The sequence below is a fragment of the Pseudotabrizicola formosa genome, assembly GCF_002900965.1.
Classification (GTDB): domain Bacteria; phylum Pseudomonadota; class Alphaproteobacteria; order Rhodobacterales; family Rhodobacteraceae; genus Pseudotabrizicola; species Pseudotabrizicola formosa.
On the sequence record NZ_PJOM01000002.1, the window covers coordinates 1364633 to 1390313 of the forward strand.

At 64.2% G+C, this 25681-nt stretch carries 24 protein-coding genes and 1 tRNA gene; 17 read left to right on the forward strand and 8 right to left on the reverse strand.

The features are described 5' to 3' along the window. Positions 1-10 precede the first annotated feature (10 nt). Both CXR43_RS10515 and CXR43_RS10520 read right to left on the reverse strand, forming a co-directional pair. Positions 11-2296 (reverse strand): xanthine dehydrogenase family protein molybdopterin-binding subunit, encoded by a 2286-nt coding sequence (locus CXR43_RS10515; protein WP_103333880.1) that lies wholly within the window; start codon positions 2294-2296, stop codon positions 11-13. A 90-nt stretch (positions 2297-2386) separates the two neighbouring features. Further along, the gene (locus CXR43_RS10520; protein WP_103333881.1) at positions 2387-3532 is read right to left on the reverse strand and encodes a type III PLP-dependent enzyme; all 1146 of its coding nucleotides are present in this window, start codon (positions 3530-3532) and stop codon (positions 2387-2389) included. 217 nt (positions 3533-3749) lie between these two features. Between CXR43_RS10520 and CXR43_RS10525 the strand changes: the two genes are divergently transcribed. Then, complete coding sequence (locus tag CXR43_RS10525) at positions 3750-4181, forward strand: Lrp/AsnC family transcriptional regulator (RefSeq protein ID WP_103333882.1); 432 nt, start codon at positions 3750-3752, stop codon at positions 4179-4181. Here the strand turns inward: CXR43_RS10525 and CXR43_RS10530 are convergent. Further along, positions 4178-4825: a winged helix-turn-helix transcriptional regulator gene (locus CXR43_RS10530; RefSeq protein ID WP_246831341.1), complete on the reverse strand. Its 648-nt coding sequence runs from the start codon at positions 4823-4825 to the stop codon at positions 4178-4180. The two genes, CXR43_RS10525 and CXR43_RS10530, sit on opposite strands and share 4 nt — an antisense overlap. Before the next feature lie 73 nt (positions 4826-4898). Here CXR43_RS10530 and CXR43_RS10535 point away from each other — a divergent pair, with 73 nt between their 5' ends. The 4 genes from CXR43_RS10535 (at position 4899) to CXR43_RS10550 (ending at position 10600) form a co-directional block, all read left to right on the forward strand. Then, entirely contained in the window at positions 4899-5261 is a 363-nt protein-coding gene (locus tag CXR43_RS10535; protein WP_103333883.1) for a DUF1428 domain-containing protein, read from the forward strand. Further along, a complete protein-coding gene (locus CXR43_RS10540) occupies positions 5258-6013 on the forward strand; it encodes a VOC family protein (RefSeq protein WP_103333884.1) in 756 nt (251 codons plus the stop codon). Before CXR43_RS10535 ends, CXR43_RS10540 begins: the two co-directional genes overlap by 4 nt. Before the next feature lie 78 nt (positions 6014-6091). Beyond that, the gene (locus CXR43_RS10545; RefSeq protein WP_103334197.1) at positions 6092-9199 is read left to right on the forward strand and encodes a valine--tRNA ligase; all 3108 of its coding nucleotides are present in this window, start codon (positions 6092-6094) and stop codon (positions 9197-9199) included. Positions 9200-9499: 300 nt separating this feature from the next. Beyond that, entirely contained in the window at positions 9500-10600 is a 1101-nt protein-coding gene (locus CXR43_RS10550) for a pyridoxal phosphate-dependent aminotransferase (RefSeq protein ID WP_103334198.1), read from the forward strand. Here CXR43_RS10550 and CXR43_RS10555 read toward each other — a convergent pair whose 3' ends face one another. The 3 genes from CXR43_RS10555 to gatB all read right to left on the reverse strand — a co-directional run bounded on the left by CXR43_RS10555 (position 10601) and on the right by gatB (position 13285). Beyond that, positions 10601-10987, reverse strand: a complete 387-nt coding sequence (locus CXR43_RS10555; protein ID WP_103333885.1) for a DUF4177 domain-containing protein — start codon at positions 10985-10987, stop codon at positions 10601-10603. It lies immediately after the preceding gene. Positions 10988-11129: 142 nt separating this feature from the next. Next, the gene (locus CXR43_RS10560) at positions 11130-11771 is read right to left on the reverse strand and encodes a hypothetical protein (protein ID WP_146036503.1); all 642 of its coding nucleotides are present in this window, start codon (positions 11769-11771) and stop codon (positions 11130-11132) included. A 2-nt stretch (positions 11772-11773) separates the two neighbouring features. Beyond that, on the reverse strand, positions 11774-13285 hold the full coding sequence (gene gatB, locus CXR43_RS10565) for an Asp-tRNA(Asn)/Glu-tRNA(Gln) amidotransferase subunit GatB (RefSeq protein WP_103334199.1): 1512 nt from the start codon (positions 13283-13285) through the stop codon (positions 11774-11776). Between the two features lie 184 nt (positions 13286-13469). On the opposite strand from gatB, the gene CXR43_RS10570 reads away from it, so the two are divergent. The 12 genes from CXR43_RS10570 to CXR43_RS10625 all read left to right on the forward strand — a co-directional run bounded on the left by CXR43_RS10570 (position 13470) and on the right by CXR43_RS10625 (position 24914). Next, positions 13470-14057 (forward strand): transglycosylase SLT domain-containing protein, encoded by a 588-nt coding sequence (locus CXR43_RS10570; protein ID WP_103333887.1) that lies wholly within the window; start codon positions 13470-13472, stop codon positions 14055-14057. Positions 14058-14097: 40 nt separating this feature from the next. Further along, positions 14098-14535, forward strand: a complete 438-nt coding sequence (locus CXR43_RS10575; protein ID WP_103333888.1) for a tellurite resistance TerB family protein — start codon at positions 14098-14100, stop codon at positions 14533-14535. Beyond that, complete coding sequence (locus CXR43_RS10580; protein ID WP_103333889.1) at positions 14532-15302, forward strand: phosphate/phosphite/phosphonate ABC transporter substrate-binding protein; 771 nt, start codon at positions 14532-14534, stop codon at positions 15300-15302. The genes CXR43_RS10575 and CXR43_RS10580 overlap by 4 nt, the downstream gene beginning before the upstream one ends. A gap of 101 nt (positions 15303-15403) precedes the next feature. Next, a complete protein-coding gene (locus tag CXR43_RS10585) occupies positions 15404-16195 on the forward strand; it encodes an ABC transporter ATP-binding protein (RefSeq protein WP_103333890.1) in 792 nt (263 codons plus the stop codon). Positions 16196-16241: 46 nt separating this feature from the next. Then, positions 16242-16967: a transporter substrate-binding domain-containing protein gene (locus CXR43_RS10590; protein WP_103333891.1), complete on the forward strand. Its 726-nt coding sequence runs from the start codon at positions 16242-16244 to the stop codon at positions 16965-16967. 59 nt (positions 16968-17026) lie between these two features. Beyond that, positions 17027-17908, forward strand: coding sequence for an ABC transporter permease (locus CXR43_RS10595; RefSeq protein WP_103333892.1), 882 nt, complete (start codon positions 17027-17029; stop codon positions 17906-17908). Next, positions 17905-18732, forward strand: coding sequence for an ABC transporter permease (locus CXR43_RS10600; RefSeq protein ID WP_103333893.1), 828 nt, complete (start codon positions 17905-17907; stop codon positions 18730-18732). Before CXR43_RS10595 ends, CXR43_RS10600 begins: the two co-directional genes overlap by 4 nt. Positions 18733-18857: 125 nt before the next feature. Then, positions 18858-20192 carry a glutamine synthetase family protein gene (locus CXR43_RS10605; protein ID WP_103334200.1) on the forward strand — a complete coding sequence of 445 codons (1335 nt, stop codon included), beginning with the start codon at positions 18858-18860 and terminating at the stop codon, positions 20190-20192. 78 nt (positions 20193-20270) lie between these two features. Then, positions 20271-20951, forward strand: coding sequence for a type 1 glutamine amidotransferase (locus CXR43_RS10610; protein WP_103334201.1), 681 nt, complete (start codon positions 20271-20273; stop codon positions 20949-20951). 29 nt (positions 20952-20980) lie between these two features. Then, a complete protein-coding gene (locus tag CXR43_RS10615; RefSeq protein WP_103333894.1) occupies positions 20981-22336 on the forward strand; it encodes a glutamine synthetase family protein in 1356 nt (451 codons plus the stop codon). Further along, positions 22333-23634 carry an NAD(P)/FAD-dependent oxidoreductase gene (locus CXR43_RS10620; RefSeq protein ID WP_103333895.1) on the forward strand — a complete coding sequence of 434 codons (1302 nt, stop codon included), beginning with the start codon at positions 22333-22335 and terminating at the stop codon, positions 23632-23634. The genes CXR43_RS10615 and CXR43_RS10620 overlap by 4 nt, the downstream gene beginning before the upstream one ends. Before the next feature lie 89 nt (positions 23635-23723). Beyond that, a complete protein-coding gene (locus CXR43_RS10625; RefSeq protein ID WP_103333896.1) occupies positions 23724-24914 on the forward strand; it encodes a DegT/DnrJ/EryC1/StrS family aminotransferase in 1191 nt (396 codons plus the stop codon). Positions 24915-25041: 127 nt separating this feature from the next. Here CXR43_RS10625 and CXR43_RS10630 read toward each other — a convergent pair. Continuing rightward, positions 25042-25118, reverse strand: a tRNA-Arg gene (locus CXR43_RS10630). A gap of 30 nt (positions 25119-25148) precedes the next feature. Then, a complete protein-coding gene (locus CXR43_RS10635) occupies positions 25149-25613 on the reverse strand; it encodes a GNAT family N-acetyltransferase (RefSeq protein WP_103333897.1) in 465 nt (154 codons plus the stop codon). Positions 25614-25681: the final 68 nt, after the last annotated feature.

Below are 25681 nucleotides of genomic sequence, written 5' to 3' on the forward strand. Positions count from 1 at the left end.
CCTAATGCGGTCAAGAAGCGACGTCTTCCGCCTCCTTCAGCCAGTGCCAGATCCGCTGCGGCGTAAACGGCATATCCACCCGTGTCACGCCGCGCGGGGCCAGCGCATCGCGCACCGCGTTGGAAATCGCGCCCAGCGCCCCCACGGTGCCCGCCTCGCCACAGCCCTTCATGCCAAGCGGGTTCATCACCGACGGCACCGGCTCGCTGGCAAAGCCGAACATCGGCAGATCAGCCGCGCGCGGCATCGCGTAATCCATGAAGCTGGCCGCCAGCAATTGGCCCTGATCGTCATAGATCCCGGCCTCGCACACCGCCTGACCATAGCCCTGCGCCACCCCGCCATGCACCTGCCCGATGGCAAGGTCCGGGGCAATCAGCGTGCCGAAATCATCCACCACCGTATAGCGGTCCATCACCAGCGCGCCGGTGTCGGGGTCCACCTCCACCTCGGCGATATGGGCGCCATTGGGGTAGCTGCGCCCGTCCAGCGTGGTGGTCTGGCTGATATCCAGCAGATCGGTGCGGCCGCGCATCCGCGCCAGATCGGCGGCTTCAACAAGCGTCAGCCTGCTGTTGCTGTCCGGCGCGCCAAAGGTGGTGCCGTCAAAGCCAACCTCCTCCACCCCCCACTCCTCTGCCAGAAAGGCGCTGAAGCCCGCGACCATAACCTTGACCGCCGCGCGCATCGCCGTGCCCTGCACCGTCACCGACCGCGACCCGCCGGTGCCGCCACCCTTGGCAATGGCATCGGAATCGCCCTGCACGATCCGCACCGCATGCTCTGGCAGCCCGGTCCAACCGGCCACCATCCGGGCATAGGTGGTTTCATGCCCCTGCCCGTTCGACTGGGTGCCCACGTACAGCGTGGCCCCGCCATCATCCTCCAGCACCAGCCGCGCGGTTTCCTCGGGGTCGCCCAGAATGCTTTCGATATAGGTGGCAAGTCCGATGCCGCGCAGCATGCCGCGCCCCGCACTTTCCGCCCGCCTTGCGGCAAAACCCGCCACATCCGCCATATCTTGCGCGCGGGTCAGCACGCGGGGAAAGTCACCCACGTCAATCAGCTCGCCAGTGGCACTGCGATAGGGGAAATCGCGGATGAAATTGCGCATCCGCAGATCAAACGGGTCCACGCCCAGCACCCGGGCCGCCTCATCCATCGCGCGTTCGATGGTCAGGATCGCCTCTGGCCGCCCCGCGCCGCGATAAGCGTCGACCGGCGTGGTGTTGGTATAAACCCCCACCGCCCGCAAATGCGCCGCCTTGATGTCATAGACCCCTGTCAACACCTTGGAAAACAGCTCCGACTGAATGGGTTGCCCGAATTGCGAGTTATAGGCCCCAAGGTTGGACACCAGATTAACGCGGTACGCCGTGATCCGCAGATCCGCATCAAAGGCCAGTTCGGCCCTGGCCACCAGATCGCGCCCGGCATTGTCGGTCAGCATCGATTCGCCGCGCGTGGCACTCCACCGCACCGGCTGGCCCAGCGCGCGCGCCGCCGCCGCCACACAGACATATTCCGGATAGGTCATCGCCTTCATGCCAAAGCCACCCCCCACATCGGGGTTGGTCACCCGCACCGCATCGCGGGCCAGGGTCAGCATCCGCGCCAATTCATTGCGCTGGTTCCAGACGCCTTGCCCGTTGACGCACAGATGCAGGCGGCCCATGTCCCATTCGGCAAAACAGCCGCGCGGCTCCATCGCGTTCACGATGATGCGGTTGTGGATCACCTCCAGCGACACCCGCTGCGCAGCGGCTTCAAATGCCGCCTCCACCGCCGGGCCGTCGCCGATCTCCCAGTCATAGGCGCGGTTTTCCGGGGCCTCGGGGTGCACCGCCGGCCCGCCCGGGGCGAGCGTCAGCGCCACCGGCAGCCCTTCCACCTCCAGCTCCACCAGCTCTGCCGCATCCTGCGCCGCAGCCAAGGTCTCGGCCACGATCATCACCACCGCCTCGCCGACAAAGCGCACCCGGCCCCGCGCCAGCACCGGGCGCTCCGGCCCCGCCCCCATGCTGCCATCGGCATTGCGCAGCCGCGCGCCCTTCATGCCCAGCGTGACCCCCAAGGCCTCCAGCCCCGCCGCGTCCAGCACCAGATGCACGCCCGGCACCGCCCGCGCCGCCGCCAGATCCAGCGCCGTGATCACCCCATGCGCATGATCCGACCGCACAAACAGCGCCTGCAGCGCCCCGGCAGGGGAGATGTCCTCCACATAGCGGCCCCGCCCGGTCAGAAACCGCAGATCCTCATGCCGACCCGTGCCCTGCGCCTTGCCGAATATGCTCATGCCCAACCCCTTTGCCTGCCGCACAAAGAGTTACGCCCCCGGCCGGATTTGTCCAGCCGGGGGCGTTTTGCAGTCCGGATCGTGGCAGGGTCAGGACTTGAGCGACAGCACCGTGGCCACGCTCAGATCGCCAAAGCCGTTGAAGCGCGAATTGGTCACCGTGGAATAGGCACCCATGCCATGCACGATCACGAAATCACCCTCGGCAATGTCGCCCGGCAGCGGGATATCCCCCGGCAGACGGTCCACCGAATCGCAGGTCGGTCCAAAGATGATGCGCGGCACCTCTTCGCCCAGCCGCTTTTCACCGCTGGCCGACAGCACTTCCATCCGGTCGATCACCCCGATCAGCGGCAGCTCGGTCAGCGTGCCGTAAACGCCATCGTTCAGGAACACATGGCTGTCGTCGCGCACTGCCTTGACCCGGGCGGCCAGCGTGAACGCGTCCCCACACAGCGCCCGGCCCGGCTCGCACACCAAGAGCGGACGGTCATCGCCAAAGGCCTGCGTGGCCACACGGTCGATCAGGGCAAAGGTCTCTTCCAGCTGCGGCATCACGCCGTGCAGCCGGTGGTTGGGGAAACCACCCCCCACGTTCAGCCGCGCGATGGTGACACCGGCTTTGCGCGCAATCTCTGCCGCCTCAAGGATATAGGACTCCCAGGCCGCCGGATCGGTGCATTGCGTGCCGGGGTGAAAGGTGATCGACGGGATGAACCCGGCCTCGGCCACCAGTTTGAGCAGGTCCACCGCCACTTCGGCCGTCGCCCCGAACTTGGCCCCGAAGTTATAGGCCGCCCCCGCCACCGGCAGCTTGAAGCGCACCGAAATCTCGGTGCCCTCGGCCGGGACCATCTCGATCAGCTTGTCCAGTTCCGACCGCGAATCAACGCTGTAGGATTTGACACCCCGGGTCACCGCATAGGCAATCTCGTGCCGCGCGCGCACCGGGTTGTTGTAATGGATGGCCGCATCAGGGGCCAGACGGCGGATCAGGTCAATCTCGAACCCGCTCGCACAGTCATAGCCGCGCACGCCGGCGGCTGAAAGGTTTTCGATCATCTCATCGCTGGGATTGGACTTGACGGCATAGGTCACCATGCCCGGAAAGCCATCAATAAACCGGCGCGCCGCTGCCTGCACCACGGTCGGCGCAAAGAACAGCACCGGGTTTTCGGGCTGTTCGACGCGCAGAAATTCGGTTGGATTTGTCCAGATCGTCTTCGAGAGTCCCATCGCAGTTTCCTTTCCTGCCAACAAGACGCATAGCCCTTGACCGTTGCACTGAACGGGGCCGGGCACCAGCGTGGTTTATCTAAAACCAGGCCAGGTGCGTATGAACCGCCCTTTTCCTGCAACGTAGGATGGGGCATATGAGGCACAAACGCACCGAACAAAACTACATAATCGGAGTCTGGGGCCGTCATAATGACGAAATCATCGGTCAAATCGTATGGATGATCTGGATCGCAACATCGTTGCCCTGTTGCGGGCCGATGCGCGGCTGTCTCTGGCCATGCTGGCGCGCCGGCTCAAGGTCGCCCGCTCCACCATTCAGGCCCGGCTGGACCGGCTGGAAGACAATGGCACCATCGCCGGCTACACCCTGAAACTGGGCGAAGGCGCCGACCCCAACCGTCTGCGCGCCACCGTGCTGCTGACGATCGAGCCGCGCAGCCAGGCCGCCCTGCTGACCCGGCTCAAGTCGATTTCCGAGGTAGAGAGGGTGTTCACCACCTCGGGCCGGGTGGACCTGCTGTTGCAGATCGCCTGCCCCAACACGCAGGTGCTCGATCAGGTGCTGGACCAGATCGGCGCGATGACGGGGGTGCATTCGTCGGAAAGCCTGATCCACCTCAGCACCAAGATCGACCGGGCGGTCTAGGCATCAGCCCGCAGGGAAAACAGATCCACAAAGGCCTGCCCTTCGGCCAGATCGCCGTCAAACCGGATCAATCCCTGCGCCGTCTGCGCCAGCGGCATCGGGCCGTAGATCGCCGCCGCCATCGCATTGGTCCCCCCGGTAAAGCACAGCGCCGCCTCTGCCATGCTGCGGTCCACCAGAAACGCCCCCGGCGCGGTGCGGATCACAAACCGGTCGCCCCCCAGCACCATGGCCACCCGATGCACCCCCGCCCGCCCCCGCGCGCACAGCGCCCGCATCGACAGCATCAGCGCGACCGGGCTGATGAACAGGCGCGGGTCATGCCCCGGCATCCCCGCCCCCCACCGGCACAGCGCGCGGATCACCGGCCACAGGCCAAGCCCCGCATCAGTCAGCCGGTACAGCTGCACCCGTACCGGATCGGGCAACTGCTCGCGGGCCACGATGCCCAGGGCCTCCAGATCCTCCAGCCTCCGGGTCAGGATATTGGCACTGATCCCCGGCAAGCCTTCCCGGATCGCGCCAAACCGGCGCGGCCCCAGCATCAGCTCGCGCACCACCAGCAGCGCCCAGCGGTCGCCGATCAGGTCCAGCGCATGGGCCGCAATGCAGCCCTCGTCATAGCTTCGGCGATTTTCAGTCACTCTTTTTAACTTTCAGTTGCTTTTTATAACTAACTTTGCCAACCTGACCCTGCAAGCGTAAAAGGAATCTGACATGAATTATCTCGATATCTTTGTGATTCCCGTCTCCGACGCCCGCCGCGACGACTACATTGCGCATGAAGCAAAGTGGTGGACCGCATTTCAGAAGCTGGGGGCCTTGTCCTTTGTGGTGGGCTGGGGCGACGACGTGCCGCCCGGCAAACAGACCGATCTTCTGCGCTCGGTCGATCTGAAGGACGGGGAAAGCGTGGTCGTCGCCTGGATGACATGGCCCGACAAAGACACCCGCAACGCGGCCTACAAGGCGATGGAGGCCGCAATGTCCCCCGAAGACATGAAACAGATGCCATTTGACGGCAAGCGCATGATCTACGGCGGCTTTGTCCCGGTTCTGGTCAAGGGGGCCGGGGAATGACCGTTCACGGGCTGCCGTTCTGGTACGAACTCACCACCGCCAGTATCCCCGCCTCATCGGCCTTCTACGGCCCGGTGATGGGCTGGCAGTTCAAGGACTCCGGCATGCCGGGGTTCGACTACACCATTGCCAGCCATGGCACAGACATGGTCGCGGGCCTGATGGGGCCGGACACCCCGATGCCGGAATTCTGGTTGCTCACCTTCGCTGTGGATGACTGCGACGCCACCGCCAAGCGCGTCACCACCCTCGGCGGCACCGTCCACCGCGCGCCCCAGGACATCCCCGGCACTGGCCGTTTCGCCATCGCCGCCGACCCGCAAGGCGCGGTCTTTGGCCTGATGCAACCGGCCGACGGTCAGCCCGGCACGGCCTATTCGCTCTCGATGCAGGTCGGACATGCCAATTGGCACGAGCTGCAAACCTCCGACCCCGCCGCCGCGCTGCGCTTCTACACCACCCTTCTGGGCTGGACCGAGGGGCAGGCGATGGAGATGGGGGCCGAGGGCACCTACCACCTGCTGTCCATGCCACACGGCGACATCGGCGGTCTCATGGCCCTGCCCCAACCCGGCATCCCCCCGCACTGGCTGCCCGTCTTCGGCACCGACAGCATCGCTGCCGCCATGACCCGCATCGGCGCGCAGGGCGGCAAGACCCTGCACGGCCCGATGGAGGTGCCGGGCGGTGCCTTTGTCTGCTACGCCGCCGACCCCAGGGGCGCCATCTTCGCACTGGTCGGCCCGGCCTGAGCACGGCAAAAACGCCTCCCCCCTTGGCCTTTGCGCCCTTATTCGCTAAGTCCCCTGCAACCGCAGAGGATGATGCCCATGCCGATGGAAAAGACCTTCAACGCCGCCGAGGCCGAGGCCCGGATCTCCGCGCTCTGGCTTGAGGCCAAAGCCTTCGCCGCCGGGGCCAATGCCAAGCCCGGCCGCCCGGCCTTTTCCGTGATGATCCCGCCGCCGAATGTCACCGGCAGCCTGCACATGGGCCATGCCTTCAACAACACGCTGCAGGATATCCTGACCCGCTGGCACCGGATGCAGGGCGATGACACGCTGTGGCAACCCGGCACCGACCATGCGGGCATCGCCACGCAAATGGTGACCGAACGCGAAATGGCGAAGGCCGGCGAACCCTCCCGCCGCGACATCGGCCGCGACGCCTTCACCCTCAAGGTCTGGGAGCAAAAGCAAAAGTCGCGCGGCACCATCATCGGCCAGCTGCAACGCCTTGGCGCAAGCTGCGACTGGGACCGCGAGGCCTTCACCATGTCCGGTGCCCCCGGCGCGCCACAGGGTGAGGAGGGCAACTTCCACGACGCCGTGATCAAGGTCTTTGTCGATATGTATCACAAGGGCCTGATCTACCGCGGCAAACGCCTCGTGAACTGGGACCCGCATTTCGAAACCGCAATCTCCGATCTCGAAGTCGAGAATATCGAAGTCGCGGGCCATATGTGGCATTTCAAATACCGCCTCGCAGGCGGCGAAACCTATGACTATGTCGAGAAAGACGCCGAAGGCCAGGTGACGCTGCGCGAAACGCGCGACTACATCTCCATCGCCACCACGCGCCCCGAAACCATGCTGGGCGATGGCGCGGTGGCGGTGCACCCGTCGGACGAACGCTATGCCCCGATCGTCGGCAAGATGGTCCACCTGCCACTCTGCGACCGCCTGATCCCGATCATCGCCGACGAATATCCCGACCCCACCTTCGGCTCCGGCGCGGTGAAAATTACCGGCGCGCATGACTTCAACGACTACGGCGTCGCCAAACGCGCGAACCTGCCCTGCTACCGCCTGATGGACACCCGAGGTGCCATGCGCGCCGATGGTGCGCCCTATGAACAGGCGGTGGCCCGCGCCCGTGAGATCGCGGCTGGTTCCCCCACGACCGAAGCCGAAGTCGACAGCCTCAACCTCGTCCCCGAAAAATACCGCGGGATGGACCGGTTCGAGGCCCGCAAGGCGGTGATCGCCGACATCAACGCCATCGGCCTCGCCGTCACCACGCTGATCAAGGAAACCGACCCCGAAACCGGCAGCGAACACCTGCGCCTGGAGCCGGTGGTCGAGGCGAAAAAGATCATGCAGCCCTTCGGCGACCGCTCCAAAGTGGTGATCGAGCCGATGCTGACCGATCAATGGTTTGTCGATACGGCGAAAATCGTCGAACCGGCGCTGGACGCGGTGCGCACGGGCAAGACCACAATCATCCCGGAGTCGGGCGAGAAAACCTATTTCCACTGGCTGGAAAACATCGAGCCCTGGTGCATCAGCCGCCAGCTCTGGTGGGGGCATCAGATTCCGGTGTGGTATGGCCTGTCCATTGACGCCGCCGATTTCGTCGATGCCGAAGGCGACAATGCGCTCGATCAGGTTGAACTTCTGACCATCCTTGGCGATGGCGGCTATATCGACCGCGAGTCGCGCTTCCACTGCGCCGCCACTCAGGACGGCGTCGCCGAACGCTTCCGCGATGATCTGGCCGCTTTGCCCCACCCGCTCAACACCGCCCGCGTGGTGGAAGTGGCTGACCGGCAGACGGCGGTGGAAACCTTTGCCGCTGCCCTGGCCGATTACACCCTGTCGCAAGACCCGACCCAACTGGTCTATCCGGTCTGGCGCGACCCCGACGTGCTCGACACCTGGTTCTCCTCCGGCCTCTGGCCCATCGGCACCCTCGGCTGGCCGGAGCAGACCCCGGAGCTGCAAAAGTACTTCCCCACCTCCACCCTGATCACCGGCCAGGATATCATCTTCTTCTGGGTCGCCCGGATGATGATGATGCAGCTGGCCGTGGTGGAGGATGTGCCCTTCAAGACCGTCTACCTGCACGGCCTCGTCCGCGACGCCAAGGGCAAGAAGATGTCGAAATCGCTCGGCAACGTCATTGATCCCCTGGAGATCATCGACGACTACGGCGCCGACGCGCTGCGCTTTGCCAATGCCGCCATGGCCAGCCTTGGCGGGGTGCTGAAACTCGATACCGCCCGCATCGCAGGCTACCGCAACTTCGGCACCAAACTCTGGAACGCCTGCCGCTTTGCCGAAATGAACGGCGTGTGGGAGGGGCACAGCACCCAAAGCGCGCCCCCCCAGGCCAGCGCCACGGTCAACAAATGGATCATCGGCGAAACCGCCAAGGCCGCCGCCGAGGTCTCGGAAGCCTTGGAAAACTACCGCTTCGACCAAGCCGCCGACACGCTCTACAAATTCGTCTGGGGCAAGGTCTGCGACTGGTATGTCGAATTCGCCAAACCGCTGTTTGATGGCGAACAGGCGGGCGAGACGCGGGAAACCATGGCCTGGGTGCTGGATCATTGCATGATTCTCCTGCACCCGATGATGCCCTTCATCACCGAAGAGCTGTGGTCCACCACCGGCACCCGCGCCAAGCTACTGGTCCACACCGACTGGCCCGATCTGCCGAGCCACCTGATCGACGCGCCCTCGATGGCCGAGATGACTTGGGTCACCACCCTGATCGACGACATCCGCTCCGCCCGCACCCAGGTGCATGTGCCCGCAGGCCTGAAACTCGATCTGGTCGCCACCGCCATGACCGACGCGGCGCAAACCGCCTGGACGCAGAACGAACCGCTGATCAAGCGTCTGGCCCGCATCGAGACCCTGACCCGCACCGACACCGCCCCCAAAGGCGCGATCACCGTCGCGGCCGAAGGGGCCACCTTCGCAATCCCGCTGGACGGCGTGATCGACATCGCCGAGGAAAAGGCCCGCCTGCAAAAGACCCTCGACAAACTGGGCAAGGAAATCGGCGGCCTGAAGGGACGTCTGAACACCCCCGCCTTCGCCGCCTCCGCCCCGGAAGAGGTGGTGGAAGAATGCCGCACCAACCTGGCCGCGCGCGAGGACGAAGCCAGCAAACTCCGCGCCGCCATGGCGCGTCTGGTCGAGATCGGCTGACCGGCACGCCCCGGCCCATCGGGGGGTGCCTCCGGCGGGGATATTTAAGAACAGATAATGACAAAAGACCTGCTCATTACCTGTTCACAAATATCCTCGGGGGGATGAGGCGCGAAGCGACGAAGGGGGGCAGACAGCCCCCCTTTGCGACGCCGGCCACAGGGCGCTGCGGCGGCCAAAATATTAAGCTCACGTTAAAACCCAGCATCAAGCCATTGATATCATTGGGTCCACCTATCTGTAACACAGGGGGAAGCCCCTCTTGCCCCGCGCCGCAATTCCCGCCACTCTGCCGTGATCATGACCCGCTTTCTCACCCCCCTCGCCGCCACCCTGCCCGCCACCGTTCCCTTTACCGGGCCGGAGACGATGGAGCGGGATCAGGGCAGGCCTTTCCGCGCCCGGCTGGGGGCCAATGAAAGCCTGTTCGGCCCCTCCCCCAAGGCCATTGCCGCGATGAAGGCGGCGGTCGAGGCCGTGTGGATGTATGCCGACCCCGAAAGCCATGACCTGAAACAGGCGCTCGCCCGCCACCATGGCGTGCCCCCGGACCACATCGTGCTGGGCGGAGGCATTGATGGGTTGCTTGGCCTTTTGTGCCGCCTGACGGTGGCGCCGGGCACGCCGGTCGTCACCTCGCTTGGGGCCTATCCGACGTTCAATTTCCACGTGACAGGCTTTGGCGGCACTCTGCACCGCGTGCCGTATCGGGGCGATCACGAAGACCCGCAGGCGCTGTTGGACACCGCCCGCCAGACCGGGGCGCGGCTGATTTATCTGGCCAATCCCGACAATCCGATGGGCAGCCATCACCCCGGCGCGGTGATCGAGGACATGATCGCCAACCTGCCCGACCACAGCCTGCTGGTGCTGGACGAGGCCTATGCCGATCTGGCCCCCGAAGGGGCGATCCCCACGGTTCCGGCAGACCACCCGCAGGTGATCCGGCTGCGCACCTTCTCCAAGGGCTATGGCATGGCAGGGGCCCGGGTCGGCTATGCGATCACCCAGCCGGAACTGGCGCAGGCCTTTGACAGGGTGCGCGACCATTTCGGCATGGGCCGCGTGTCCCAGATCGGCGCGCTCGCGGCTGTGCAGGATCAGGACTGGCTGCAACAGGTGCGACAGCGTGTGGTCACCGCCCGCGCCCGCGTCACGGCCCTTGCGGCGGCGAACGGCCTGCGCGCCCTGGCTTCGGCCACCAATTTCGTGACCGTGGACTGTGGCCGCGACGGCGACCATGCCCGCGCCATCCTGCGCGAAACAGTGGCGCGGGGCGTTTTCATCCGCATGCCGGGCGTGGCCCCGCTGGATCGCTGCATCCGGATCAGCCTTGGCGACGCCGCCGCCCTTGATGTGCTGGATGAGGTGCTGCCGCAGGCGGTTGCTGCGGCAGGCTGATCATTCCGCGGCAATATCGCCCTTGGCCGGGCCGATCGCCGGGGCAGGCCCCGACGCCACATGGGCCGTGCCGAGTTTCAGGGCCGGTGCCTCTGCCTCGGGCGTGGCGCGCAGGGGGGCAAGGGCGATCGGTGCCTCCGTCACGCTATCCCCGGCGCGCACACGGCGGAACACCAGCATGTTCTGATAGGTGGTTCTGGTGCCGGTCAGGCCCGCACGTTCATCGCAGGGCAAGGTATCGGCGCGCACATAGTCCCACCCTTCGGCCCCAAGGCTGTTCATCAGCTCGGTCAGGGTCTGGGCAAACCGGTCTTCGGTGGTTTTGACGCCATGACGTTTCTCGCCCCGTTTCGGTGCTGGTATCACCTTGTATTCAAACCGCTGCATGATGGCTCCCGCAGATTTTCCAGCCTGCACGATAGCCGGTTTTTCCGGCGAGGACCAAGCCTTGTGCGCACTTTTTCGGCATCATGGGCCGCTGGGCCAGAAACGCCCGATCTGGGCGCTGTTGGAGGAGGCGACGCAAGCCCTAGCGGTCAGCCGGATCTGACAGGTCGGGGAACAGGCCAAGCACGGCGGAGTCCAGCGCATCGGCGGTTGCTTCGTCTTCAAACTCGGGGGCATGGCTGCGCACGGCTTGCAGGTGGTGCCGCAGGGTCATCGCCAGGCTGCGCGCATCGGGGCACAACGGGGAACGGCACAGGGCCAGCAGGATTTCCGCCATGGCCAGATGCGCAGAGGCCGAGGGCAGCACCAACGCCTCGGTCTGGGCCTCTTGCGCCCGGATCAACTGGCGATAGCTGAGGTCTGCGTCACCCGCATCGGCGGGCAGCGGCATCCAGGCCTGCGCGAGGGCGGCCCACAGCATGGCCCGCTCGGCTGCGGTGGTTTGTGGCGCGTCAACCATCGCCCGCAGTTTGGCCACAGACCGCGCCCGCAGATCATGCGCAGCCTTGCCGGTCAGAACCTGCGCCTTGGCCCGCAGCGCCCGGCCGAGCAGAAGCGCGACCTCTGGCCCATTGGGCAGGCGTTCCAGCGCTGAAATCGCACGGTTCAGCGGGGCAAGACAGGCGGGCGGGTTCAGCGCCAGTCCCATCCGCACATCCGCGCGCGCCCGCGCCAGCAGCGAGGCATCGTCGCGGCCAAGGGCCGCGCGCAAGCGGCCCGCCAAGGTCACAGCCCCAGTTTCTGCGCCACCATCGCATTCACCACAGCAGGATTGGCCTTGCCGCCGGTGGCCTTGAGCACCTGCCCGGTAAACCAGCCCGCCAGCTTGGCATTGACCCGGGCCTTTTCCACCTGTTCCGGATTGGCGGCGATCAGCGCATCCAGCGCGCGTTCAATCTCTGCGGTGTCTGTCACGGCCTTCATGCCGTGTTTGGCGGCGTGCTCTGCCGGGTCGCCCCCTTCGGTCCACAAGATTTCAAACAGATCCTTGGCCATCTTGCCAGTGATCTCGCCCGAAGCCAGCAGGTCGAGCATGCCACCCAGTTGCGCCGCAGACACCGGGCTGTCGGCAATCGACAGGCCCACCTTGTTCAGCCGTCCGAACAGCTCATTGATCACCCAATTGGCGGCGGTCTTGCCGTCGCGGCCTTGGGCCACCGACTCGAAGAAGCCTGCAGACTCCAGGTCTGCGGTCAGCACCGAGGCGTCATAATCGGTCAGGCCGAACGCGCCCATGAAGCGCGCCTTCTTGGCGTCGGGCAATTCGGGCATCCGGGCGGCAATATCGTCAACCCAGGCCTGTTCGATCTCCAGTGGCAAAAGGTCGGGGTCGGGGAAATAGCGGTAATCGAACGCCTCTTCCTTGGACCGCATCGACCGGGTCTCGTTCTTGTCGGGGTCGTAAAGCCGGGTTTCCTGATCCACCTTGCCGCCGTCTTCCAGAATGGCGATCTGGCGGCGGGCCTCATAGTCGATGGCCAGCTGGATGAACCGCATCGAGTTCATGTTCTTGATCTCACACCGGGTGCCCAGATGCGAGAAATCCTGCGTTTCCTGATACTTCTCATACTGGCCGGGGCGGCAGACGCTGACGTTCACATCTGCGCGCAGATTGCCGTTCTGCATATTACCATCGCAGGTGCCCAGATAGCGCAGGATCTGGCGCAGCTTGGCGACATAGGCGGCGGCTTCCTCGGGGCCGCGAATGTCGGGGCGGCTGACGATTTCCATCAGCGCGACTCCCGTGCGGTTCAGGTCCACGAAAGACATCGCCGGGTCCATGTCGTGGATGGATTTGCCGGCGTCCTGCTCCAGATGAATGCGCTCGATCCGCACCAGACGGGCGACACCGGGGGACAGTTCCACCAGCACTTCGCCCTCCCCCACGATGGGATGATAGAGCTGGCTGATCTGATAGCCCTGCGGCAGATCGGGGTAGAAGTAATTCTTGCGGTCAAAGGCCGAGAACAGGTTGATCTGCGCCTTCAGCCCCAGCCCGGTGCGCACCGCCTGTTCCACGCAGAAGTCATTGATCACCGGCAGCATGCCGGGCATGGCGGCATCGACAAAGGCCACATTGGCGTTCGGTTCGGCCCCGAAAGTGGTGGAGGCCCCGGAAAACAGCTTGGCGTTAGAGGACACTTGGGCATGGATTTCCATTCCGATGACAAGTTCCCAATCGTGCTTTGCCCCGGCAATCACCTTGGGGGTCGGCGCGGTATAGGTCAGGTCCAGCATGGCGCACTCCTTCACGTTTCCCCTGTCTTTAGGCGGCGGCGGGGCCTGGGGCAAGGGGGTGACGGCAGGGCGGAACGGGCGGATTGACGCCGATCGGCCCCGCCCGGGCTTGCCTGACCCGGGTCTGACGGCGTAACGCCACAGGGCCGCGCACAAAGGTGCGGTGCTGCCCATGGTCTTGCCAATGCGTTTTCCCGTTTCGCTTGTTGCCGTTTCGGCCTTTCTCCTTGCCGGCTGCGTGGCCGGAGCCTCTGGAACAGACTCAAGCGAACAGCCGGTGATGCGCTGGGATCACCGCCCCGAGGCGGCGACCTGGACACAGACCTCGATGAATGTGATTGCGGCAAATGATGCGGTGCTGGCGGCCAAGGTTCCCGCCGATATCGAAGGCTGGTGCCCGGGATATGATGACGCATCGATGACCGAACGGCGGGCGTTCTGGGCGGGCCTGTTGTCGGCAACGGCCAAGCATGAAAGCACCTGGAACCCCAAGGCGTCCGGGGCGGGCGGGCGCTATATCGGCTTGATGCAGATTTCACCGCAGACCGCGCGCGCCTATGGCTGTGCCGCAACCGATCCGGCAGAGCTCAAGAATGGCGAAGCCAATCTGGCCTGCGCGATCCGGATCATGTCAAAACAGGTCGGCCGCGACGGCGTGGTTGCGGGCGGTGGCAACAAGGGCATCGGGCGCGATTGGGGGCCGTTCCGCTCGGCCGCAAAACGGTCCGACATCGCGGGCTGGACCAAATCGCAAGCCTATTGCGCAAGCTGACCGTCTTGCCGGGGCCAGCCTCAGGTTCTATGTCTGTCACATGTTTGAACGTCTCCTCTCTGGCCTTCTGGCCCCTTCGCCCGCGCGCTTGCCCGAACCGGATGCGCGCCTTGCCCTTGCGGCGTTGATGGTGCGGCTGGCCCGGTCTGACGGCACTTATGCCCAGAACGAGATTGCCCAGATTGACCGGGTGCTGGCCGCGTTGCACGGCCTGTCGCCTTTCGAGGCCGCGGATCTGCGGGCACGCGCCGAGGTGCTGGAGGCCGAGGCCCCCGATACCGTGCGCTTCACCCGCGCGATCAAGGCCGCCACCGAACATGATGAGCGAGCCCGCCTGTTGCAGGCCCTGTGGTCGGTTGCCCTGTCGGATGGTGCCCGCGATGCCGAAGAGGACCGGCTGTTGCGTCTGGTCGCCAATCTGCTGGGGCTGACCGATGTGGATTCGGCGCTCGCGCGGCAGCGGGCGTCCAAGGCGTGATCGCCGCGCTTGGCATGTATGACCTGCCGCCAATGCGGGCGGCACAGGATGCCCTGTGGTCCCTGATCCGCGATGGGGCACGGGCACGCGGCCTGCCTGCGCCGGAGGGGCTGACGCGCGGTGACGCCGCCTATTGGCCAGCTTGGCAATCGCCTGACCTGTTGCTGTCACAGACCTGTGGCCTGCCCTTCCGGGCCAGACTGCATGCCCATATCACCCTGATCGGCACGCCCGACTACGGCGTGGCGGGGTGCCCGCCCGGTTACTACCGGTCCGTCCTGATTGCCCGCGCGACTGATCCACGCAGCACCGAAGCGGACTTCGCCTCCGCCCGGCTGGCGATCAACGAGCCGTTGTCGCAATCGGGCTGGGCCGCCGTTTATCAGCACTTTCACGCCCTCGGCCTGACCATCGCCCCTGCCATCCAGACCGGCGCGCACCGCGCCAGTGCGCTGGCGGTGGCCAGGGGAGAGGCCGATTTTGCCGCAATAGATGCCGTGACATGGGCTTTGCTGGACCGCCACACCGACATCACCGCCGGCCTGCGCGTGTTCGGTCACACCGCGCCAACCCCGGGCCTGCCCCTGATCACCGCGCAGAGCGCACAGGCCGATGCCCTGTTCGACTGCGTGACAGCGGCAATCAACGCGCTGAGCACCGATCAGCGCCACACGCTCTGCTTGCAGGGCTTGGTCCGCATTCCGGCTCGGGCCTATCTGGCCTTGCCAATCCCGCCTGCGCCTGCCCAATTTGGTGGCACACCATGACCAAAGCAGTGGCAAATGCCGCAGCGTTTGTCACAAAGGGCGTTGCAATGGCGCGGAACTTGCGCCCTATTTGACCCAGTTTCCTTTTCAAGCGAGGCCCAGTGACCGCCGCCCCCCCGCCCCCCAAACAGACCACCCCGGTGATTGATATCCATGGCCTGCACAAGGCCTATGGGTCGCTGGAGGTGCTGAAAGGCGTCGATCTGAAGGCCCCGCGCGGCCATGTGATCAGCCTGATCGGATCATCCGGCTCGGGGAAGTCCACGCTGCTGCGCTGCTGCAACCTTTTGGAGGACAGCCAGCAGGGCGAGATCCGGTTCGAGGGCGAGGCCGTGCGCTGGAAGGGCGAAGGGGCGGGCCGCCACCCGGCTGACCGGGCGCAGGTCACGCGCATCCGCACCAATCTGTCGATGGTGTTCCAGCAGTTCAACCTGTGGTCGCATATGACCATTCTGCAGAATGTGATGGAGGCCCCCGTCACCGTTCTGAAACGCGATCCGGCCGAGGTCGAGGCCAAGGCGCGGGAATATCTGGCCAAGGTCGGCATCGCCGACAAGGCCGATGCCTGGCCCGCAATGCTGTCGGGCGGCCAGCAACAGCGTGCGGCGATTGCCCGCGCCCTGTGCATGGAACCGCGCGCCCTGCTGTTTGACGAGCCGACCTCTGCGCTGGACCCGGAACTGGAACAAGAGGTCATCCGCGTCATCAAGGCGCTTGCCGAGGAAGGCCGCACGATGATTCTGGTCACCCATGACATGAAGCTGGCCGCCGACTGTTCGGACCATGTCATCTTTCTGCATCAAGGCGTGATCGAGGAACAGGGTCCACCCGCCACCCTGTTCACAAACCCGCAGACCGCACGTTTGCGTGGCTTTCTTTCTGCCACGGCCTGAGTTTACACTTGAACCATAACAACAGCTTACCAATCGGGAGACATCTATGAAAAAGCTGCTGCTTGCCACCACGCTTGTCGCGCTGACCGCTGGGGGGGCCTTTGCCCAACAGACCGTCCGCATGGGCACCGAGGGCGCCTACCCGCCCTTCAACTTCATCAACGATTCTGGCGAGGTAGACGGTTTCGAGCGTGAGCTGGGCGACGAGCTGTGCACGCGCGCCGAGCTGACCTGCGAATGGGTCACCACCGACTGGGATTCGATCATCCCCAACCTGCAGTCCGGCAACTATGACACCATCATCGCCGGCATGAACATCAACGAGGAACGGTCGAAGATCATCTCCTTCACCCAGAACTACACCCCGCCAGCCCCGTCGGCCTATGTCGGGCTGACCCCCGATGTCGATGTGGCAGGCGCGGTGATCGCGGCGCAGGTCAATACCATCCAGTCGGGCTATATCGCGTCTTCGGGTGCGACCCTGCTGGAGTTTGCGACCCCTGATGAAACCGTGGCCGCCGTGCGCAACGGCGAGGCGGATGCGGTCTTTGCCGACAAGGATTATCTGGCTCCGATCGTGGCCGAATCGGGGGATGCGCTGGTGTTTGTCGGCGAAGATGTGGTGCTGGGTGCCGGTGTCGGCATGGGCCTGCGTCAGTCGGATACCGAGCTGCGCGGCAAGTTCGATGCGGCCATTACCTCGATGAAGGAAGATGGCTCGCTGAACACGCTGATCAAGAAGTGGTTCGGCGACGACGCGGACGTGTTCTGATGACAAGGCCCCCGCGCGAAACCCGTGCGGGGGCAACGTCCCCCCTGTGAAACTGGCCCATGTTTGAAATCTGCGCTGATCCCAAATCGCTGGAAGGCCTGACATGGCTGTCGTGCTACCTGACCTCGGGCAAGCACATGAACATGTATTGGGCCTTTGGCACCGTGCTGCTCTTGCTTGCGGTGACGGCCCCCATTGCCATGCTGTTCGGGTTCTTCGGCGCGATGGCGGCGCGCAGCCAGTTTTTCGTTCTGCGGCTGATCGGCAAGGGCTACACCGGCATGGTGCGCGGCGTGCCCGATATCGTGTTTTTCCTGTTCTTCGTCATCGCACTGGATCAGGGCATCGAATATCTGATGCATACTGTCCGTTGCCCGGACTGGACCGATCCGGTGCGCAACGGGCTGGAGTTCCGGGTCTGCCCCGAGGCCAAGGTGCCGCTCAATTCCGCGCCGCAGGTGGTGCATCAGTTCTACGGTTTCATGCTGGCGGTGCTGACCTTTGCGCTGGTGTTCGGAGCTTTCGCCGCCAATGTGCTCTATGGCGCGATGCAGGCGGTGCCGCGCGCGCAGCTCGAAACCGCCGAGGCCTATGGCCTGTCGCCCGCGCAGGTGTTCCGCCGGATTCTGGTGCCGCAGATGTGGGTCTATGCCCTGCCCGGCCTGTCAAACCTGTGGCTGATCCTGATCAAGGCAACACCGCTGCTGTTCTTGCTGGGCGTGCAGGATATCGTCTATTGGGCGCGCGAATTGGGCAGTGCCAAGACGCAGGCCTTCGACTATCCGCATCCTGACTGGCGGCTTTATTATTTCCTGGCCCTGCTGGTGTTCTATCTCGCCTTCACCCGCGTATCCGAAATCGTTCTGGCCCGCATCACGGCCCGCCTGTCCAAAGGACAGGCGACAGCCGCCGGCGAAGCCCTGCGCAAGGCGGTGATATGACCTGTTGGGAAACCATCGGCGCTTATGCCTTCCGCTCCATCGGCTATGGCGAACGGCTGCTGCCGCGCAGTGATTTTACCCTCTGCCAACAATTCACGCTGATCGGGTCTGGTCTGATCTGGAACATCTACTTTGGCGTCATCGCGCTTGCCTTCGGCTTTGTGCTGGCCAATGCGATTGCCTTTGCCAAGGCGTCACACAGCCCCTTGGTGCGCAAGCCCGCAGAATGGTTCATCTTCCTGTTCCGCGGCTCGCCCTTGTTCATCCAGTTCTTCCTCGCCTATGAGGCGTTGCAGATGCTGCCCCGCGCCGGGATTGATGTCTTCGGTATCACAGTGCAAACCGCCTGGACCACCAAGGCCTGGGCCGGGGCGTTGTTCGTGCTGTTTCTCAACACCGCCGCCTATTCCGCCGAGATCTTCCATGGCGCGCTCAGGTCCATCCCCAAGGGCGATCTGGAGGCCGCAGAGGCCTATGGTCTGACAGGATTTGCCAAATTCCGCCGCATCCAGTGGCCCACCATGCTGCGGTTGGCCTGGCCTGCCTACACGAACGAGGCGATCTTTCTGTTCCATTCCACCACGCTGGTGTTCTTTTCCGGGTTTCCAGCATTTCAGCAGCGCGGCGATGCGCTGTATTATGCCAGCTATTTCGCGGACAAAACCTTTAACCCCTTTGTGTCATATCCCATTGTCGCCGGGTACTTCATCGCGCTGACCCTGCTGCTGATCTGGCTGTTCAGCGCCATCAACGCCCGGCTGAACCGGCACTTGCCGTCCAATATGGGAGGTAAAATTCGCTTGCGTCCTCAGGTGATCCGATAGTAGCGTCTATTTGATCAAATTATTCGGGCACCCGTCCGGACCCGTGCCCCGCACGGGAGGAAAGATCACAAACCAAGGATGGAACAAGGGCTGCGCCCGCTGCAACGCCCCGACCAACGATCATGATGAAGGACTATCTGCGTAAACACCCGCAAGTGCGCACGATCCGCGTTGCCGCCGCCGACCTGAACGGTCAGGCCCGCGGCAAGCGCATCCCCTCCCGCTATGCCGACAAGGCGGTCAAGGACGGAACCCGCTTTCCATTCTCGATCCTGTCGCTCGACATCTGGGGCGAGGATATCGACGACAGCCCGATGGTCTTTGAACAGGGCGATCAGGATGGCGTGCTCAAGCCCACCGAACGCGGCTTCATGCCAATGCCCTGGCTGGAGGCACCAACGGCCCTGCTGCCGATCTGGATGTTCCGCGAAAACGGCACCCCTTATGATGGCGACCCCCGCCATGCGCTGAACGCGGTGGTGAACAAATACAAGAAACGCGGGCTGACCCCCGTGGTGGCGATGGAGCTGGAATTCTTCCTGATCGACGATTCCGGCAAGACGCTGCAAGTGCCCTCCTCGCCCCGGTCCGGCAAGCGGCGCAAGGCGGCGGAAACCATGTCGATCCGCGCGCTGGACGCGTTTGACACCTTCTTCACCGATCTCTACGACGCCTGCGAGGCGATGGACATTCCCGCCGACACCTCCACCTCGGAAACCGGGCTTGGCCAGTTCGAGGTGAACCTGATGCATTGCGACGACGCCCTGCGCGCCGCCGATGATGCCTGGCTGTTCAAGCTCCTCGTCAAGGGTCTGGCACGGCGTCACGGCTTTGCCGCCAGCTTCATGGCGAAACCTTACGCCGAATACTCCGGCTCTGGCCTGCACACGCATTTCTCGGTGCTGGACGCCGCGGGTGACAACATCTTTGACTCCGGCGGCCCCAAGGGTACGGCCGCGCTCAAGCACGCCGTTGCCGGCTGTCTGGCCGCGATGAGCGATTCCACGCTGGTCTTTGCCCCGCATGAAAACAGCTATGAACGGCTGGTGCCCGACAAACACGCCCCCACCGCGATCTGCTGGGGCTATGAAAACCGCACCGCCGCCATCCGCATCCCCGCAGGCAGCCCGGCGGCACGGCGGATCGAACACCGCGTCGCGGGCGGCGATGTGAACCCCTATCTGATGCTGGCCACCATCCTTGGCGCCGCGCTGATGGGGATGGAGGATGAGATGGAACCGCCCTCCCCCGTCACCGGCAACGCTTATGCGATGGACCTGCCGCAAATCCCCGCGACATGGGAAGAGGCGATTGATGCGTTCGAGAACAGCGACATGCTGTCACGCTTCCTGCCCAAAGAGCTGATCCGAAACTTCGTGCTGACCAAGCGGCAGGAGATGCATTACATCGCCGAACTGACCCCGGAAGAACGGATCGAGCTTTACCTCGACACGGTCTGACGCCAGACCTGCCGCGCCCCCTTGACCAAACAGGGGGGCGTGGCACAGAACTTGGTCACCCTCAATTTCGGACAGGTCATGCTGATCGGCATTCTGCAAACCGGGCTCGCCCCCGACGCTCTGGCCCCGGCCATGGGCGATTACCCCGACATGTTCGCCCGCCTGCTGGACGGGCACGGCTTTACCTTCCGCACCTATCAGGTGGTCAACGGGATCTTCCCGGGCACCGTGCAGGATTGTGATGGCTGGCTGATCACCGGCTCCAAACATGGGGCCTACGAAGACCACCCCTGGATTCCGCCCTTGGAGGAGTTCATCAGGCAGGCCTTCGCCGCCCGCGTCCCGGTCGTCGGCATCTGCTTTGGCCATCAGATCATCGCGCAGGCCATGGGGGGCAAGGTTGAAAAATACGCTGGCGGCTGGTCCGTCGGCCCCACAAGCTACGATTTCGACGGCGAAACCATCACGCTGAACGCCTGGCATCAGGATCAGGTTGTCAAGCGGCCCGAAGGCGCAAAGGTCATTGCCACCAATGCCTTTTGTGAGAATGCAGCGCTCCTCTACGACGACCGGGCGCTGACCATTCAGGCGCATCCCGAGTTCAGGGATGCGTTTGTCGACGGGCTGATGAAAACCCGTGCCATCGGCGTGGTGCCCGACCCGCTGTTGCAGACAGCCGCGACAAAACTGGGTACACCTTTGGATGATACCTCTGTCGCCGCCAAGATCGCGGCCTTCTTCAAAGCGCCCCGGACCTGACGTCCGGGGGCAAACACACGGACCAACCCATGTCCAAATGGACCGAAAAACTGCCCGAAGCCGCCCGTGATTTCATCGGCGACCGCCGCGTGGACGAGGTGGAATGCATCATCGGCGATATCGCCGGGGTGGCGCGTGGCAAGGCCATGCCCGCCGCCAAATTCGCGACGCAGAAAAGCTATTTCCTGCCGAATTCCATCTTTCTGCAAACCATCACCGGCGAATGGGCCGATAACCCGTTTGACGCCTTCACCGAACCCGACATGATCCTGGAGCCGGATTTCACCACCGCCACCGCAGCCCCCTGGACGGCGGATGTGACCTTGCAGGTGATCCATGACGCCAAGGATCAGAACGGGGTGCTGGTGCCCTTTGCGCCACGCAATGTGCTGCGCCGGATTGTGGATCTTTACGCCGAACAGGGCTGGCAGGCCGTGGTGGCCCCCGAGATGGAATTCTTCCTGACCGCCCGCAACATCGACCCCAACATGCCGGTGATGCCGCCCATGGGCCGATCAGGCCGCAGGGCGGCGGGCAAGCAGGCCTATTCGATGTCAGCGGTCGATGAATATGGCAAGGTGATCGACGACATCTATGACTTCGCCGAGGCGCAGGGGCTCGAGATTGACGGCATCCTGCAAGAGGGCGGTGCCGGCCAGATCGAGCTGAACCTCGCCCATGGTGACCCGGTGCGGCTGGCCGATGACGTGTTCTTCTTCAAGCGCCTGATCCGCGAAGCCGCCCTGCGCCATGATTGCTTTGCCACCTTCATGGCCAAGCCGATTGCTGGTGAGCCCGGCTCGGCCATGCACATCCACACCTCGGTGGTGGATTCAAAGACCGGCAAGAACATCTTTTCCGGGCCAAAGGGCGTGGAAACCGAAGCGTTCTTGCACTTCATCGGTGGCTTGCAGAACCACCTTGGCGCAGGCATCGCGCTGCTGGCCCCTTATGTGAACAGCTACCGCCGCTATGTCCCCGATTTTGCCGCCCCGATCAATCTGGAATGGGGCCGCGACAACCGCACCACCGGTCTGCGCGTGCCAATCTCCACCCCCGCCGGGCGCCGGGTGGAAAACCGCTTGCCGGGCATGGATTGCAACCCCTATCTGGGCATCGCGGCAACGCTGGCCTGCGGTTACCTGGGCCTGATGGAAAAGCGCAATCCACGCCCAGAATTCATCGGCTCCGCCTATATCGACAGTGACGAGATCCCCGTCAACATGGGCGACGCGCTGGACCTGCTGGATGAGGATGCGGCGCTCAAGGCGGTGCTGGGCGACAGCTTCTGCAAGGTCTACGATTCCGTCAAACGCAACGAATACAAGGAGTTCCTGCAGGTGATCAGCCCGTGGGAGCGTGAGCATCTGCTCTTGAACGTATGAACCTGCTGCACGCCAATGACCGGACGGGGGAATACCCGCCGTCCTATTACGCGGCCACCGCCACGCCGCTGGACCCGTTTGCCACGCTGCGGGGCCAGACCCGCGCCGATGTCTGCATCATCGGTGGCGGTTACACCGGATTGTCCGCCGCGCTGCATCTGGCCGAGGCTGGCCTTGATGTGGTGCTGCTGGAGGCGCATCGCATGGGCTTTGGCGCCTCGGGTCGCAACGGCGGTCAGGTGGGCAGCGGTCAGCGTCAGGATCAGGACTGGCTGGAGGCGGCCGTGGGGCGCGAGGACGCGCGGCGGCTGTGGGATATGGGCGAAGATGCCAAGGCCCTGGTGCGCGGCCTGATCGACCGCCATGCCATGCCAGTCACCTTTCATCCCGGCATCGCCCACGCCTGCCGCTCTGCCGCAGAGGTGCGCCACGCGCACCATTATGCCGAAAAACTGGCGCGCGATTACGGCTACACCCAGATCGAACCGCTGGACCGCGACCAGATGCGCGCCATCATCGGATCAGATGCCTATCACGGCGGCGATCTCGATTGGGGCGCGGGCCATCTGCACCCGCTGAACTTTGCGCTTGGTCTGGCACAGGCCGCAACGGGTGCCGGCGCGCGGCTGTATGAGCGTTCGGAGGTGCATCACATCACCCATGGCGACAAACCCGTGGTGCGCACCGCCAGCGGGCAGGTGACCTGTGATCACGTCATCCTTGCCGGCAACGGCTATCTGGGCGGGCTGGACCGCAAGATTGCGGCCCGCGTCATGCCGATCAACAATTTCATCCTGGCGACCGAGCCTTTGGGGGACCGTGCCGCCGGGGTGCTGTCACGCCCGATTGCCGTGGCCGATACCAAATTCGTGGTCAACTATTGGCGGCTGTCCGAAGACAACCGCCTGCTGTTCGGGGGGGGCGAAAGCTATGGCTACCGCTTTCCCGATGTCATCAAGACCGTCATGAAACCGATGCTGGAGGTCTATCCCCAGCTGCGCGATGTGCGGGTGGATTACGCCTGGGGCGGCACGCTCGCCATCACCATGAACCGGATGCCCTGCTTTGCAAGGCCCGCGCCGAAGGTTCTGTCAGCCTCCGGCTACTCGGGTCACGGCGTGGCGATGGCGACACTTGCGGGCAAGATGATGGCGCAGGCGGTGCAGGGTCAGGCCAGCGGGTTCGACCTGATGGCCCGCCTGCCGCAGCCGCGCTTTCCGGGCGGGGCGGCTCTGCGCTGGCCGTTGCTGGTCGCCGCGATGACCTGGTATTCGCTGCGCGACCGGCTGGGCGTATAGGCAACCGCTTGCCACGTCATGGATTTGTCACTGGCTTTGGCAACCCACAAAGTTTAAGCAGGCCTTAAACTGAGTTTAAGGAAAACCCCATGGCACATGACGGCCAGACCCTGCCCCCCAATGTCTACGACGCCGAACCGATCCCCGAGGCCGCACGGGCCGAAATCGAGCGGCTTCTGAGCTCGGGCGATCTGTTCCGCTACACCGCCGCCAAGGACTCCCCCGTTAGCCTGCTGGAACAGGAATTTGCCGATCTGCTGGGCAGCCGCTATGCGCTGGCCGTATCCTCCTGCTCTGCCGCGCTGTTCCTGTCGCTCAAGGCGCTGGACCTGCCGCGCGGCAGCCGGGTGCTGATCCCCGCCTTCACCTTCGCCGCCGTACCCTCTGCCGTGGTCCACGCCGATTGCGTGCCGGTGCTGGTGGAAGTTGGCGACAGCTACCGCATTGATATGAATGACTTTGCCGCCAAACTGCCAGAGGCTTCTGCCGTACTGATCAGCCATATGCGCGGCCACACGTCCGACATGGATGCCATCATGGCGCTGTGCGATGCCGCCGGTATTCCGGTGATCGAAGACGCGGCGCATTCCTTGGGCACGCTCTGGGCCGGGCGCTATATCGGCACCCTTGGCAAGGTTGGCTGCTTCAGCTTCCAGTCCTACAAGATGGTAAACGCGGGCGAAGGCGGCATTCTGGTCACGGATGATCCCGAAATCGCTGCCCGCGCGGTGATCATGTCGGGCGCCTATGAGGAGAACTGGAAAAAGCACCCCGGCTTTCAGAACAGCTACTGCGCATGGCAGAACAAGCTGCCGCTCTACAATCTGCGCATGCAGAACCTTTCGGCGGCGGTGATCCGGCCGCAACTGCCGCTGATCGCGCGGCGGGTGGCCGACGGGCGGCGCAATCATGACCATGTGGCGGCGGCGCTGAATGCAAGCGGGGTGCTGCAGGTGCCCCCTGCCCTGCCGCCCGAGCTGCGTGCGCCGGATTCGATCCAGTTCACCCTCGCCGGCAGCTGGACCGACGCGCAGGCGCACCGTTTTCAAGCCGAGGCAAAGGCCCGCGGCGTGTCGGTGCAGATCTTCGGCCTGTCCGATGGCAATGCGCGGGCGTTCTGGAACTGGCAGTTTCTGGGCGACGCGCCAGACCTGCCGCTGACCCGCGCCATGTTGATGCGCGCCTGCGATGTGCGTCTCCCGGCGCGGCTGACGGTGCCAGAGCTGGACTACATCGCCGACGCGCTGACCGATGCGGCCCGGGCCGCACAGGCCGCCTGAAGCACCCATGGGCGCCTTCACAGATCCGACCCTCACCCTTGGAACGCCAGAAAACACAGGTTTCCGGTTTCACTCAAGGTGGCAGTCGGGTGCCGCGCCCCGGAGATCGTCAGCATTCAGATTAGGTTGGCGATCCCGGGAGGACTCGAACCCCCGACCCGCTGCTTAGAAGGCAGCTGCTCTATCCAGCTGAGCTACGGGACCGACGCGCCCTTTTTGCGGCAAGTGCGCGCGTTAGACAAGGCTGCGCGTCATGAAAACCGAATTCGGATCGTCGGCATAGCCTTCAAAGGGCGGACATTCGGTAAACCCGGCATTGGCGTACAGCGCCCGGGCGGCGACAAAGGTGGGCTGCACCCCGGTTTCCAGCGACAGCCGGGCGAAACCTTCGGCCCGTGCGGCATCGACCAGATGTTCCAGCATCCGGCGCGACAGCCCCCTGCCCCGCACTTCCGACAGAATATGCATCGACTTGATCTCGGCATGGCCTGCGTCGATCCGCTTGAAGGCACCCATGCCGATGGGCTCGCCCTCTTCGCGCATCACGAAAAACCAGATCCCCGGGCTGGCAAGCTGACCGGCATCCATCATATGGACGCTTTCGGGGGGCGTATCGGCGTGCATTTCAAGGGTGTGGCGTCGCATCAGCAGGGCAAGGTCGGTGCCAAGCGGCGATTCCAGCGCGATGGTAGGGCTCATGATCTCACTTCGGTTCGGGCGTCGCGCCAACAGAGACCGAATTTCTGAACACAATCAATATGCCATCG

Excerpts from the sequence above, each read along its gene's own strand:
- CXR43_RS10625 (WP_103333896.1), top strand. The coding sequence starts at position 23,724 with ATGGCACATGACGGCCAGACCCTGCCCCCCAATGTCTACGACGCCGAA.
- CXR43_RS10520 (WP_103333881.1), bottom strand. The coding sequence starts at position 3,532 with ATGGGACTCTCGAAGACGATCTGGACAAATCCAACCGAATTTCTGCGC.
- CXR43_RS10540 (WP_103333884.1), top strand. The coding sequence starts at position 5,258 with ATGACCGTTCACGGGCTGCCGTTCTGGTACGAACTCACCACCGCCAGT.
- CXR43_RS10575 (WP_103333888.1), top strand. The coding sequence starts at position 14,098 with ATGTTTGAACGTCTCCTCTCTGGCCTTCTGGCCCCTTCGCCCGCGCGC.
- CXR43_RS10555 (WP_103333885.1), bottom strand. The coding sequence starts at position 10,987 with ATGCAGCGGTTTGAATACAAGGTGATACCAGCACCGAAACGGGGCGAG.
- CXR43_RS10570 (WP_103333887.1), top strand. The coding sequence starts at position 13,470 with ATGCGTTTTCCCGTTTCGCTTGTTGCCGTTTCGGCCTTTCTCCTTGCC.
- CXR43_RS10595 (WP_103333892.1), top strand. The coding sequence starts at position 17,027 with ATGTTTGAAATCTGCGCTGATCCCAAATCGCTGGAAGGCCTGACATGG.
- gatB (WP_103334199.1), bottom strand. The coding sequence starts at position 13,285 with ATGCTGGACCTGACCTATACCGCGCCGACCCCCAAGGTGATTGCCGGG.
- CXR43_RS10545 (WP_103334197.1), top strand. The coding sequence starts at position 6,092 with ATGCCGATGGAAAAGACCTTCAACGCCGCCGAGGCCGAGGCCCGGATC.
- CXR43_RS10600 (WP_103333893.1), top strand. The coding sequence starts at position 17,905 with ATGACCTGTTGGGAAACCATCGGCGCTTATGCCTTCCGCTCCATCGGC.
- CXR43_RS10590 (WP_103333891.1), top strand. The coding sequence starts at position 16,242 with ATGAAAAAGCTGCTGCTTGCCACCACGCTTGTCGCGCTGACCGCTGGG.
- CXR43_RS10605 (WP_103334200.1), top strand. The coding sequence starts at position 18,858 with ATGAAGGACTATCTGCGTAAACACCCGCAAGTGCGCACGATCCGCGTT.
- CXR43_RS10610 (WP_103334201.1), top strand. The coding sequence starts at position 20,271 with ATGCTGATCGGCATTCTGCAAACCGGGCTCGCCCCCGACGCTCTGGCC.
- CXR43_RS10615 (WP_103333894.1), top strand. The coding sequence starts at position 20,981 with ATGTCCAAATGGACCGAAAAACTGCCCGAAGCCGCCCGTGATTTCATC.
- CXR43_RS10535 (WP_103333883.1), top strand. The coding sequence starts at position 4,899 with ATGAATTATCTCGATATCTTTGTGATTCCCGTCTCCGACGCCCGCCGC.
- CXR43_RS10525 (WP_103333882.1), top strand. The coding sequence starts at position 3,750 with ATGGATGATCTGGATCGCAACATCGTTGCCCTGTTGCGGGCCGATGCG.
- CXR43_RS10515 (WP_103333880.1), bottom strand. The coding sequence starts at position 2,296 with ATGAGCATATTCGGCAAGGCGCAGGGCACGGGTCGGCATGAGGATCTG.
- CXR43_RS10550 (WP_103334198.1), top strand. The coding sequence starts at position 9,500 with ATGACCCGCTTTCTCACCCCCCTCGCCGCCACCCTGCCCGCCACCGTT.
- CXR43_RS10635 (WP_103333897.1), bottom strand. The coding sequence starts at position 25,613 with ATGAGCCCTACCATCGCGCTGGAATCGCCGCTTGGCACCGACCTTGCC.
- CXR43_RS10620 (WP_103333895.1), top strand. The coding sequence starts at position 22,333 with ATGAACCTGCTGCACGCCAATGACCGGACGGGGGAATACCCGCCGTCC.